Genomic DNA, 13,142 nt, shown 5'->3' with positions numbered 1-13,142 from the left:
TATGGCTAAAAAACTATTACTTTTAATTACTTTCAGCATGCTCCTGTTTTCATGTAGCACATACAATAGCATGAAAAATGCAGATAAAAACATCAGGAATATTAGCATAGGAATGTCTCAAGAACAAATTGCCTCTATTATGGGAGATCAATATGAAGTAGTGGAAGCTAAGGACAATGTCATAGTCTGGGGCTATAAAGCGTTTGATGAAGGAATATATAAACTCAGGTTTGTGGACGGCAAACTGTTGGGGTGGAATAAAGTATGGTTAAACAAGTATGAGTTTGAGAACAGAGCATCTCCATCCTCGTCTTCTGATACCTCAAAATAATAATAAAACACCTTCGGACTATTCATCCGAAGGTGTTTTCTTTTATAATTATAATATTTAAGAGAATCGATTATTTCACCAACTCAAATTTACTTGATTTTACATCTTGGCTATTCTTTCCAATCATGACTTCAAACATACCCGGCTCACAAACATAATCTATATTATTATTGTAAAATTTCAACTGATCGGCAGTTATTGTAAACTTAACTGTTTTTGTTTCGCCTGCTTTCAAGAAGATTTTCTCAAAACCTTTCAGTTCTTTCACCGGTCTTGAAATACTGGCAACCTCATCTCTGATATATAACTGTACGATTTCATTTCCATCTTTATTTCCTGTATTCGATACAGTTACACTAGCCTCTACACTTCCGTTCTCATTCATCTTATTTGAGTTGAGCTTAACATCTCCATATTCGAAAGTAGTATAGCTAAGTCCGTACCCGAATGGATAAAGCGGCTCATTAACCTCATCAATATAATTTGCTTTAAACTTATGAGGCCCGTCTTTTACATACGGTCTACCTGTATTCATGTGATTGTAATAGATAGGGATTTGCCCAACCGAACGGGGGAAAGTCATTGTTATTTTGCCCGATGGATTGTAATCGCCAAATAAGATATCTGCTACAGCGTTACCCGCCTCACTACCCGGAGCCCAAGCCTCTACGATGGCAGGACAATTCTCATCTTCCCAAGTTAATGTAAGAGGGCGTCCATTAAACAGTACCAATACTACTGGCTTACCTGTTTTCACAAGCTCTTTAAGCAATGTTTTTTGGTTTTCGAATAGATCAATATTTGTTCTTGATGCCGATTCTCCACTTTGGCTATTTCCTTCACCTAAAGCAACGACTACAACGTCTGACTGTTTTGCAACTTCAACAGCTTCTTTTAGTAGCTCTTCCGGAGATTTTGGATCTTTGGATACAAAAGGGAAACCATAGAAATTTGACTTATCAAAGATAAATTCATCATCAACGTTATTAGCACCTTTTGCGTATACTACAGTCGCATTATTACCCACTGCACTTTCGATACCTTCCTTTAGTGTCACCGAATATTTTTTGTCTGCAGTAAGTGCCCATGTACCCATCATATCGTATTTAGAATCCATAAGAGGACCTACTAAAGCAATTTTCCCTTTTTTCTGTAAAGGCAAAGTTTGGTTTGCATTCTTCAGTAAAACGGCAGATTCTCTGGCAGCCTCACGAGCCAAAGCTCTCGATTCCGGTGTTATCAATGGCTCTCCTACACGTTTCAAATAGCGGAAAGGATCTTCAAACAAACCAAGTTTATATTTAGCTTCAAGCACTCTTCTACAAGCTGCGTCTATATCTGCTTCTTTTACAACACCTTTTTTTACTAATCCCGCTAACTTCGTTAAGAAAGCTTCTCCGGCCATATCCATATCTACTCCCGCATTTAGAGCTAAGCCGGTTACTGCTTCCAGATCTCCCATACCATGGTCTATCATTTCGTTGAGAGATGTAAAGTCAGTAACAATAAAGCCATCAAAACCCCACTGCTTTCTCAATACATCTGTAAGCAACCATTTGTTTCCTGTAGCAGGAATTCCTTCTACCAAGTTGAATGATGTCATTAAGCTTCCTGTTCCGGCTTCTACGGCTGCTTTATATGGCTCCATGTAGTAATTAAACATCTGAACCCTACTCATATCCACAGTATTATAGTCCTTCCCGGCTTCCGATGCTCCGTAAAGGGCAAAGTGCTTTACACATGCCATGGCTGTATTATCAGCACTAAGATCGTCTCCCTGAATACCTCTGATCATTGCTTTTGCAATAAGTCCGCCAAGATACGGATCTTCGCCTGCTCCTTCAGCCACACGTCCCCAACGCGGATCGCGAGAGATATCTACCATCGGTGAGTACACCCAGTTTATACCAGTACTGGTGGCTTCTACAATCGCTCTGCGTGCTGTTTTCTCTATTAGCGCAGGATCCCATGTACATGAAAGAGCTAACGGAATAGGGAAAATAGTTTTGTAGCCATGAATAACATCCAATCCAAAAATAAGCGGAATTTTCATGCGTGTTTGTGTAGTTACTATTTCCTGAGCCTTTTTCTGTTCTTCAGGACTTATAACATTCAGGAAAGCTCCGAGTTGGCTTTTTGTAAGTTTTTCATTTATATTCTCAGTAAAAGTAGTCCCCGTCATCAGAGCAGGTGATGCAGCAAGATTTAACTGCCCCACTTTCTCTTCAAACGTCATTTGCTGCATCAGATTATCTATAAACTGATTCATCTTTGCATCGCCTTTGGTTTGACTATACATACATAAGGATAGTCCCCAAAGAGCTAATAATAAAACTTTTCTCATAATCTGTATTTATTAAAATATTATATTAAAATCTGTATTTAATACCAAATTCTGCTGTAAACGGACGAATATAGGTTGCGCCCTGTATAGTTCCGGCGACTGCATTCGCCTGCTCTTGATTGTAAAGATCTGTTCCTCCGATTGTTCCTCCGATACCTTCTTGGTTAAGTAGGTTTACAAAATTGGCATAAAAATCGAAGTGTCCTTTGTAGTTTATATTCAAACCTCCAAATGTTTCCCAATGTCCTTTATAATATAAGTTATTTGGCAAGTTAGCATATTGCTTACTATAATAACGACCACTTAACCAAACTCTTGCATTTGTATTTTTATCTATACCGAATGAATAACTAGGATCGATCTCGAGTAAGAACTTAGAAACTACAAGTACATTTTTATCATCAAATTTTACAGGCTCCGGAAGCGTCGCTCCACTTGGGAACTTAGGATTGACCGAATAGTTTTTGTAAACAGGGTCTTGTAATGTCACTAAAAAGTGGAGATTAAAGTTTTTCAAAGAATTATCGAAATACTTAAACGGCGTAAACATAAAGTCTGTTGTCCATCCTAGCGTTTGAATGTCGTAGTAAATAACCGTATTAGCACTTTCATTTCCTAATTTCAAGTCCATACGTCCAACATAATTATTTTTACTGATAAAAGTACCTTTCGACACCAATTCTACGAGCGGGTGATTAAAATATAAACCTAAACCACCACTCAGTACTGTATTTTGTTTGGCATCTACTTCGTATTGGCCTGCATAGCTTTCCAAGTGGGGTGATTGCCTGTTATATCCGGCCTCAGCCAGTAATCCAAAGCTATTTGTCAGCTTATAAAGAGCATCTGCATTAAAAACAAGATTCAGATAATCATCATTTATTGCTTTATATTTAGATTTGTCTTTCGATAATGTACCATCTGCATTACGTGCTGTTACAGACAGAAGTTCTCCATTTTTACTATATCTAGGTGCATAAGTACCTTTAACTTTTTGCCATTCTACCCTTGCACCATATCCTATATTAAAGTTTGGACTCACACTCCACTTATCAGAAAAATACAAAGCTAATTTTCTTTCATACCCACTATCATATTCTGTTCCTATATTATACATTTCATTTCCCAAAATACTTTTGATTTGCCCATATTGGTCAAATTGAAATATTTGACTAGAGTTATCAACAACTTTTGATGGATTCTCTCTTACATCAGTGTAGTATGTTGAAGTTTTTGTATAAAAAACGCCGGGATTATACATAGCACCCATCAAGCCTATGTTAAAATCATGCGTGCTAGTCTTTTTATTTAGATTCAAGACACCTGATAAAGTTTTTATAGTCATTTCAGGGGTAGAAAACAACCAGTGTTGAATACCGGCATTACCTTCTACAGGTTTACCATCCATATAATTATAACCTTCAATATTATGTGAGCCTAACAATACCTGAATCAAATTGGAACCTTTAGTTTGCGCCAATTTGAGTGTGTAGTTCAATTTCCAGTTATTCTCAAATTTATTTTCACCGATTAAATATAATTCATGCGTTTTCCATCGATTTTGGTCAAACATATCTTCTTCAATCATATTACCTGAATATATGTCTTTCATCCAGACCTTTCCTGATTTTTCAAAGAATGAAGATCGTCCGATTTTTATACCCGAAATTTCCTTTATACTACCATCACCATTATAATAAAAAGGACTATAACTTATAGATATACCTCTTGTATTCATATATTTATACATAACGCTGATCTTATCTTTACCTCCGTTATACTTCTGGGTCAATGCACCTTTAAACATCTGGGTTTGATCGCTATAGTATTTTTTGAAAGGGACATCTAATGTTCCCGGATCATAATTAAGATAAAATCCTGCTGCAAAAGAAAGTCCATTTTTATTGATCGGAGCACTTATAGCACCAGTAGCTTTCATCAAGCCGTAATGGTTTCCGGTAATATCAAAATTACCAAAAACTCTGTCTGTTCCGAGATTATCATACGTAGCGATAGAAATGCCGACATCTCCCGTACGCAATGCTGTCTGATTTAAGTTAAGAGTTTCGAAACCTATAGTTGAAGCATCCAATCGCCATGCTCTAGTAGGAAGAACCGGCCAGTAAAAATAAGATACAGGCAGTCCATTTTCCATAACCGATGTCCCGGCAACACCCGCAGGTAATCCGATATTTACCGTACGAGGCCCGGTACTGCTACTGGCATTCAACATCATGTTTTTTTCATCCTTCTTAGTATCAGCTGTAACCGTATCCTTCTTCAGCGCATCAACCTTTTGCGCATACATAGTTGTACTACCCAACAAGGATAGTAAGACAGCGGTATATATTCCTTTTTTAATATTTATATTTCTCATATTTATGTTAAAACATTAGGGATTAATTTTGTTAAGTTCAGATTATTACATGTGGTGTATTCAATACGCGATACAAAAGTATAGTATTATCCGATAGCGTACAATATACGTCACTGCAAAATAACATGTTTTAAAACATAAAACAAGAAAAAAATATCCAAGCATGAATGAAACACACTTGGATACATATAAATAATAACAAAATGATTATATCATAAATCCAGCAACTCTTCGATCCTCGTCAGATTGAAGCAGTATAAGTTTGGCTGAGGATAGGGATCGGTTTCTCTCTTTTTATCGAGACTAACAATTAGTTCAGATGTCAGCATTCGTTTTCTAAAATTACGCTTATCAAGCTCCTCTCCCAATATACCTTCATATATCTTGCGCAACTCTACTATCGTAAACTCTTCGGGAAGCAATTCATATCCGATAGGAATAATATCTATAAGCAGTCGTATATGCTTTATTGCCCGATTTATAATTTCATTATGGTCATGACTGAGCTTGGGTATCTTATCTATATCAAACCACATACTCAAGTCTGCATCATCTTCGCTCAATGATACCTGATCATAGCGCACGAAAGCAAAATAGCCCATAGTTGCATATCGGCTCATCAAGTTGGGAATATCGTCAGGACTAACACCATAACTTTCTAGCAACTCTCTATTATTATCTATATTACAACGATCTTTCTTTCCAAACAAATAAAACTGCCTTAACTTTACATTAGTCAATCCAGTACGCTGAAGCAAAACCCTTTGCACAGCTTCATCAACATCTTCATTTTTATGGACTAAACCTCCCGGCAACATCCACAATTTATTCAATTTGTATTTATTGAGCAATATCTTCATCTTTTGCTCATGAAACGATATAATAACACAGTCTACAGATAGTCCTGGGTGTATATTCTCTGTCCCTGCTTTGAACGTTTCCAAGTACGACGACCCCATAAGTAACTCTTCTTTAGATTATTAAATTAATATTATTTTTTTTGATTACATGATTTCTCATGCTGTATGTTATACAACATAGAAAAACAATAGCGTATATTATACGTCATTTGGGCATATGTATTAATTTTGCCTTTGGTGTGTAAAATACGTTATTATAAAATTGATAAAAAAATATTGATATGATAAAAAAATATATTTTAACAGGTTTTTGTTTAATTGTCGCAACTTTTCAATTATTTGCACAACCACCTAAACAAATTGTTGTAGATGGAAAAACATTCCTAGACTTAAATAATGACGGAAAACTACAACCGTATGAAGACACTCGTTTACCCCACAACAGACGAATTTCAGACTTAATGACTCGCCTAACACTAGATGACAAAATAAATCTGGTGTTGGGAACGGGCATGAAAGGTTTCGAAGGGCTGATTAAAGATATGGTAGTAGGAGGAACGGAATATTTAGTTCCGGGGGCAGCCGGCACAACTTATTCTCTTGATAAATATGGTATACCGGCCATTGTAATGACAGACGGACCGGCAGGTGTGCGCATCAGTCCAACAAGAAAGAACACAGATCAAACATTTTATGCAACTGGATTCCCTGTGGGTACGCTATTAGCCTGCACTTGGGATACAAAGTTGATAGAACAGGTAGGGCGAGCAATAGGAAACGAAGTGCTGGAATACGGATCTGATATACAACTTGCTCCGGCTATCAATATTATGCGTAACCCACTCTGTGGACGAAATTATGAATACTATTCGGAAGACCCTCTATTGACAGGAAAAATTGCGGCAGCAATGATAAACGGTATACAGGAGAACGGCTCGGGAACATCGGTAAAACACTTTGCGGCAAACAACAGTGAAAAAAATAGAATGGACTTGAATGTCAACGTATCTCAAAGGGCATTAAGAGAGATTTATTTAAGAGGTTTTGAAATCGCAGTTAAAGAATCAAACCCGGCAACCATAATGTCTTCTTACAATAAGATAAACGGAACATATACTTCGGCCGATTATGATCTGCTGACAACAATACTAAGAGACGAATGGGGATACAAAGGTGTAGTTATAACAGACTGGTTTGGTGGATATAGCAACGGACTAGAGGCTCTGATGGGTAAAGGGAAAGAACACAACACATCGCTACAACTAAAAGCCGGCAATGACTTATTAATGCCGGGCATTCCTTCGCAAAAAGAAGACATACTGAATGATTTAAAATCGGGAGCTCTCACCGAAGCGGATTTGGATATTTGTGTGAAGAGAATATTAGATATGATCTTATCTTCAAACAAAATAAGAAATTATCAATTTTCGAATAAACCCGATTTGAAAAAACATGCAGAACTCACACGTCAGGCAGCAACCGAAGGTATGGTCTTATTAGAAAATAAGGAGAATGCTCTGCCTCTTGCTCCGGGCACAAAGAATCTGGCTGTTTTCGGAAGTTTATCTTACAATCTCATTGCCGGAGGAACGGGAAGTGGAGATGTAAACAAGGCATATATTGTATCACTAAAAGAAGGACTAAAGAATGCAGGCTATTCGACAGATCAGAAGCTCGATCAATTTTATACTCCATTTGTAAATACTGAGGTAGCCAAAGTAAAAGAAGCATTGAAGGCTAACNNTTAGTTCCGCTCATACCTCAGCCAAAGCTTAAAGAGTCGATGATAAAAGAAAGTGCCTCTAAAAATGATGTTGCAATAATTGCCATCGGAAGAAGTTCAGGAGAATTGGACGACAGAAAAATCGAAGCTGATTTTAAACTGACACAAGAAGAACTGAACCTAATAGATAATGTATCATCTATATTTCACGCTCAAGGAAAAAAAGTGATAGTAGTTCTCAACAATGGTGGAGCAATAGAAGTTACAAGCTGGAAAGACAAAGTGGACGCAATCTTAATGGCTTGGCTTCCGGGGCAAGAAGCCGGAAACTCTGTCGCAGACATTTTATCAGGGAAAGAAAACCCATCGGGGAAATTATCAATGACATTTCCTATAAAATATGAGGACGTTTCTTCTGCCGACAATTTTCAGGGACTTCCTGCCGACAAACCAACCGAAGTGATGTATAAAGAAGGAGTATATGTAGGATACCGATATTTCAACACCTTCAACGTGAAACCGGCATACGAGTTTGGATACGGTCTGTCTTATACTACATTTGAATATTCTGATATGAGAATAAGTGATAAGGTATTTGACAACGAACTGTATGTAAGCGTTAATGTGAAGAATACAGGGAAAGTGGCAGGAAAAGAAGTTGTTCAATTATATTTATCCTCGCCAACGAATGTTATAGATAAACCAGCAAAAGAACTTAAGGCTTTTGCAAAGACCCGATTGCTAAAACCGGGAGAAGAACAAACAATAACTTTACGTTTAACTCTTCGCGACCTGGCATCTTTCAATCAAGGAAAGAGTGCATGGGTAGCAGACAAAGGTTCTTATCAGATTGAAGTGGCGGCATCAGCGCTAGACACAAAGCAGAAAGGATCATTTATGTTGCCGGAAACAAAAATTGCAGAAAAAGTAAATAATGTACTAAACAATAAGTCTTCTTTTGTCGACTTAAAGCCTTAATTAACTGATATAAATATTAAAAGAGGTTGTTCTGAAAAATTCTTTCGGAGCAACCTCTTTAATTTAAAGATGACTTGTAAAGTAAGATCAGTATAAACAGTCGGGTATCCTTATCTTTATTCTATACGTGCCACATTAATGATAATAGCAGGAGAAAAACACACTTCTCATAATTACAATAATTATCTTTCTCTAATAGATATCTAAATCTATAAAATTCCATAAGCAAGAACAGCTTGTTTCATTCTTGAAGAAAAACCCATAAACTTTTCGTATTTTTGTTTAGAAAAAAAACACTGACAAATGATCATTTTCAATACTACATTTCATGTAGAAGACGAAGTCTGCAACGATTATATCCGTTTTATCAAAGATGTTTACATAATCAAAGCAACGAATAGCGGTTTCTTGCACGAACCTCGTTTCGCACGCATCCACGCACAGCATGAGGAAAGCGGAACCAGCTATTCATTACAGTTCAAGGTGAAGAACGTAGATACGCTCAATCACTGGTATGCTACAGAAGGCGAAGCCCTCCAGAAAGAGCTAACCTCTCTGTTTGGGAATAAGGCTTTGGGGTTTGTTACATTATTGGAAGAAATAAGCTTGTAGTATGATACAAAAAGAACGAATAATATTGGGTATCGACCCCGGCACACAAGTAATGGGATACGGTATCTTGCGTGTAGTGAATAACAAGCCCGAACTATTAGCGATGGGGGTACTACAACTCAGTAAGTATGACGACCATTATCTGAAACTCCGACGGATTTTTGAACGGATAATTGGGCTGATTGATGAATTCCTACCCGATGAACTAGCCATCGAAGCTCCTTTCTTTGGAAAGAATGTGCAAAGTATGCTCAAGCTGGGTAGAGCACAAGGGGTAGCTATGGCTGCTGCATTATCGCGGGATATTCCCATTTTTGAATACGCCCCGTTGAAAATAAAAATGTCAATTACCGGAAATGGACGTGCAGCTAAAGAACAAGTTGCCTATATGTTACAACATTTTCTCCATATATCCGACAGTAATATGCCAACTCAGATGGATGCTACCGATGGTTTAGCCGCTGCAGTTTGCCATTATTTCCAAACAAACAACCCTACACAAGAAAAGAAATTTACAAGTTGGAAAGATTTTATAAATAAAAATCCGAGCAAAGTTAAATAAATAAGCAAACACAATGATATACAAAGACCTAGAAAACATAGAATACGGGCATGCATGGAAATACCAGCAAGAGTTATTCGCTGAAGCCCTATCCCTTAAGGAGAAAGGGGAACAGCCCGAAAACTACCTCTTGTTTTGCGAGCACCCACATGTGATCACAATTGGCAAACATGGTAAGCATGAGAACCTTCTGTTTCAGGAAAATTTTCTAAAAGAAAAAGGAGTATCACTTTTCCAAATAGATCGCGGAGGAGATATTACATATCACGGTCCGGGACAACTTGTGGGTTATCCTATCTTCGATCTCGAATCATACGACATCGGTCTGAGACAATATATCTTTAACCTAGAAGAAATTATAATCCGTTTTTTGGCATCTTACAATATCAAAGCTGAAAGACTGGAAGGTGCAGCCGGTGTATGGATAGACACAACAGTCCCTGCTCGCACACGAAAGATTGCGGCAATCGGTGTGCGCAGTAGCCGCTTTGTGACAATGCACGGATTTGCGTTCAACATAAATACAGATTTATCTTATTTCTCACTTATCAATCCCTGTGGGTTTATTGACAAAGGCGTAACATCGCTCGAAAAAGAGCTTGGGCATAAAGTAGATATGGAGGAAGTAAAAAGCAAAATGAAAAAATTATTTGAAGAGGTATTCATCCCCAAATAAATACAGTAATTTATGGAGAGTTTACAAAACAAGATAGTATTTATCACAGGTGGAGCCAATGGCATTGGCAGAAGTATAGTAAAAGCTTTTTGCAAAGAAGGAGCAGATGTTACTTTTTGTGATATGGATAAAGAGACAGGAAAGCGACTAAGCGAAGAGATGAGAAACTATAAATGCTCGTTCGCCCAACTTGATGTTGCTGACGCAGGGGCTTTGAGTGATCTTGTTCATACGATTATCTCCCAGAAAGGAAATATAGATATCATTATCAACAATGTAGGAGTTAGCAATTTCGGGTCAATACTCGATGTATCAGTCGATGACTTCGACAAAGTTCTGAACATCAACCTGCGTCCTATATTCATACTTGCCAAATCATTAGCAAAACACCGCTCACTAAATAAAGAATTAAACACCTACGGGCGGATAATCAACATGGCATCTACCCGTTACCTGATGAGCGAACCGAATTCCGAAGCCTATGCCGCATCCAAAGGAGCAATCGTATCGCTCACCCACGCTTTAGCTATTTCCCTGAGTGAATATAATATAACGGTGAACTGTATCAGTCCGGGCTGGATAGACACAGGGCATTACGGCGATTTACGTCCCGAAGATCATAAGCAGCACCCATCGGGCAGAGTGGGCAAACCCGAAGATATAGCTCGCACTTGCCTGTTTCTTTGCGAACCGGCGAATGATTTTATTAATGGACAAAATATTGTAGTTGACGGAGGTATGACAAAAAAGATGATATATATAGAATAAAATATATTACTTTTATCTGTCTTAAAATCAGTTACTATGAAACGCCCCTATTTTATTTATCTTTTGCTATTCATCATTTCCGGTCACGCCATAGCATGTACCACCGCTATTATATCGGGTAAAGGAACTATCGACGGACGCCCCTTGCTCTACAAACACAGGGATACAAGTGCCTTACAGAATAAACTAATGGCTTTTAGCGATGGCAAATATCATTACATTGGTATTGTAAACAGTACAGATAAGACAGGCAAAGAACTATGGGGAGGTTATAATTCTACAGGCTTTGCCATCATGAACTCAGCATCGTACAACCTGAATGAGAAAGAAGTAGGACCTGAAGAACGTGAAGGTATCGTCATAAAAATGGCTCTGCAACAATGTGCAACGCTCGCCGATTTCGAAAAAATGCTGGAAACATTGCCGAAGCCTCTTTATGTAAATGCAAACTTCGGGGTGATAGATGCGCAAGGAGGAGCTGCCTATTACGAAACAGGCGATTATACCTTCAAGAAATACGATGCAAATGATCCGTCCATAGCTCCTATGGGATATATTATACGTACCAATTATTCTTTTTCGGGAGATAGAGCCAGAGATAAAGGCTTGAGCCGCTATCAGGCTGCCGAACCGTTATTTTACAAGGCTGCTTTATCAGGATCACTTTCTTATCGTTTCTTGTTACAGGATGTTTCACGTCATCTCACACACGGGCTGACCGGGACAAACTTATATGACATGATGCCTCAAGACACTTCAAAGACTGTTTTTGTAGCATTCAGAGATTATATACCCCGCTACTCTACCTCTTCGGTTATTGTTGTGCAAGGCGTAAAGAAAGCGGAACCGGCTACGCTTACCACTATGTGGACGATATTAGGTTCACCACTTACCACAGTGGCTGTACCTGTGTGGCTCAACAAAGACAATTTGTACCCATCCACGATGCTTGCCGATGAAACAGGAAATGCAAAGCTATGCGATTGGTCACTGAAACTAAAGAAACAACTCTTCCCCATAGACAAGGGAGAAGGCAATGACTACATCAATCTAGCGGCACTCATTACCGCCGATGGCAACGGCATTCTGCAAAAGATAAAACCAATAGAAAACCAGATATTAAACAAGTCCGATTCCCTAATAAATCATTGGNNTGCAAGGATGGCTATAATGCAGCTGAACTAAAAGAGTTTTGCAAGTGGGTAGATAATCTTATTCAGCAATATTACTCTTTTTCTCCTTCGTCTTCTTTCTCTTCCTGATATAAAGATACAATCCTGTCAATGGCAGACTCATACCAAATAGAGTAGAAAGAAATACCAATAATCTGCCTGCTGTACCGCCTATGGCTCCGATATGAATATCATAATTCATACGGCGTAGTTTGTCTGCAAAATCTTTGTTTTCATATTTGCCCTGATACGGATGATCAACCTCAACCTGCTTAAAGGTATATTTATCAAACGAGTACCTATCTACATTGTAATACAGTTTCTTGTCGGGGAATACAGTTATCATAATGGCTGAAGCCTTATCTTCTACATTGGGTAGATATATCGAAAAAGCTTGAGCTGTAGGAGCTTTTTGCGACAACTCCGAAAACAATGAATCAATTCCCAGATAAATATCTTTAGCAGGAGTATCAACATGCAATGTATCGGATTTTGCCATTCTCCATTCAGGCATCATCCTGCCACCCGAAGTAACCTTATATACACCCTGCGACCACCATTCCAGTGCCCACACCATACCTGTAAGGCCAATGATAAGGAGTATAAAAGCGGCATAAAAACCAAGAATATTGTGTAAATCGTATACTTTCTTATACATTTTGGTTTTCTTCTTCCATCTGAACCAAAGGCTGTATTTAAGGGCTTTTTTACTTTTGGGGATCCAAAGAATAAGTCCTGT

11 protein-coding genes are annotated in these 13,142 nt (G+C 38.1%); 7 read left to right on the top strand and 4 right to left on the bottom strand.

Annotation, left to right across the window (positions count from 1 at the left end):
• Window position 1 precedes the first annotated feature (1 nt).
• Window positions 2-331: a hypothetical protein gene (locus B3P17_RS11335; protein WP_291105535.1), complete on the top strand. Its 330-nt coding sequence runs from the start codon at window positions 2-4 to the stop codon at window positions 329-331.
• A gap of 70 nt (window positions 332-401) precedes the next feature.
• Here B3P17_RS11335 and bglX read toward each other — a convergent pair whose 3' ends face one another.
• The 3 genes from bglX to B3P17_RS11320 form a co-directional block, all read right to left on the bottom strand.
• Window positions 402-2,675 carry a beta-glucosidase BglX gene (gene bglX, locus B3P17_RS11330; RefSeq protein ID WP_291105533.1) on the bottom strand — a complete coding sequence of 758 codons (2,274 nt, stop codon included), beginning with the start codon at window positions 2,673-2,675 and terminating at the stop codon, window positions 402-404.
• 25 nt (window positions 2,676-2,700) lie between these two features.
• Window positions 2,701-5,052: a hypothetical protein gene (locus tag B3P17_RS11325; protein WP_291105531.1), complete on the bottom strand. Its 2,352-nt coding sequence runs from the start codon at window positions 5,050-5,052 to the stop codon at window positions 2,701-2,703.
• A 212-nt stretch (window positions 5,053-5,264) separates the two neighbouring features.
• A complete protein-coding gene (locus B3P17_RS11320; protein ID WP_252638281.1) occupies window positions 5,265-6,011 on the bottom strand; it encodes an NUDIX hydrolase in 747 nt (248 codons plus the stop codon).
• A 182-nt stretch (window positions 6,012-6,193) separates the two neighbouring features.
• On the opposite strand from B3P17_RS11320, the gene B3P17_RS11315 reads away from it, so the two are divergent.
• From B3P17_RS11315 to B3P17_RS11290, 6 genes are all read left to right on the top strand, one after another.
• Complete coding sequence (locus tag B3P17_RS11315) at window positions 6,194-7,660, top strand: glycoside hydrolase family 3 protein (protein WP_291105529.1); 1,467 nt, start codon at window positions 6,194-6,196, stop codon at window positions 7,658-7,660.
• A 35-nt stretch (window positions 7,661-7,695) separates the two neighbouring features.
• Window positions 7,696-8,613: a glycoside hydrolase family 3 C-terminal domain-containing protein gene (locus B3P17_RS11310; protein ID WP_291105527.1), complete on the top strand. Its 918-nt coding sequence runs from the start codon at window positions 7,696-7,698 to the stop codon at window positions 8,611-8,613.
• A 303-nt stretch (window positions 8,614-8,916) separates the two neighbouring features.
• Window positions 8,917-9,225 carry a DUF4286 family protein gene (locus B3P17_RS11305; protein WP_135103460.1) on the top strand — a complete coding sequence of 103 codons (309 nt, stop codon included), beginning with the start codon at window positions 8,917-8,919 and terminating at the stop codon, window positions 9,223-9,225.
• 1 nt (window position 9,226) lies between these two features.
• Window positions 9,227-9,787 carry a crossover junction endodeoxyribonuclease RuvC gene (ruvC, locus tag B3P17_RS11300; protein ID WP_252638283.1) on the top strand — a complete coding sequence of 187 codons (561 nt, stop codon included), beginning with the start codon at window positions 9,227-9,229 and terminating at the stop codon, window positions 9,785-9,787.
• A gap of 13 nt (window positions 9,788-9,800) precedes the next feature.
• Window positions 9,801-10,463: a lipoyl(octanoyl) transferase LipB gene (gene lipB, locus B3P17_RS11295; RefSeq protein ID WP_252638284.1), complete on the top strand. Its 663-nt coding sequence runs from the start codon at window positions 9,801-9,803 to the stop codon at window positions 10,461-10,463.
• 12 nt (window positions 10,464-10,475) lie between these two features.
• Window positions 10,476-11,231, top strand: a complete 756-nt coding sequence (locus B3P17_RS11290) for an SDR family NAD(P)-dependent oxidoreductase (RefSeq protein WP_252638285.1) — start codon at window positions 10,476-10,478, stop codon at window positions 11,229-11,231.
• A gap of 1,212 nt (window positions 11,232-12,443) precedes the next feature.
• On the opposite strand, the gene B3P17_RS11285 is transcribed toward B3P17_RS11290, so the two are convergent.
• A partial coding sequence (locus tag B3P17_RS11285; RefSeq protein ID WP_291105522.1) for a PepSY-associated TM helix domain-containing protein occupies window positions 12,444-13,142 on the bottom strand: 699 nt, incomplete at its 5' end.

The organism is Dysgonomonas sp. UBA7630, from assembly GCF_002483985.1.
Lineage (GTDB): Bacteria > Bacteroidota > Bacteroidia > Bacteroidales > Dysgonomonadaceae > Dysgonomonas.
The sequence above is the reverse complement of the archived record's forward strand: the minus strand, read 5'-3'. Positions and strand labels throughout refer to the sequence as shown.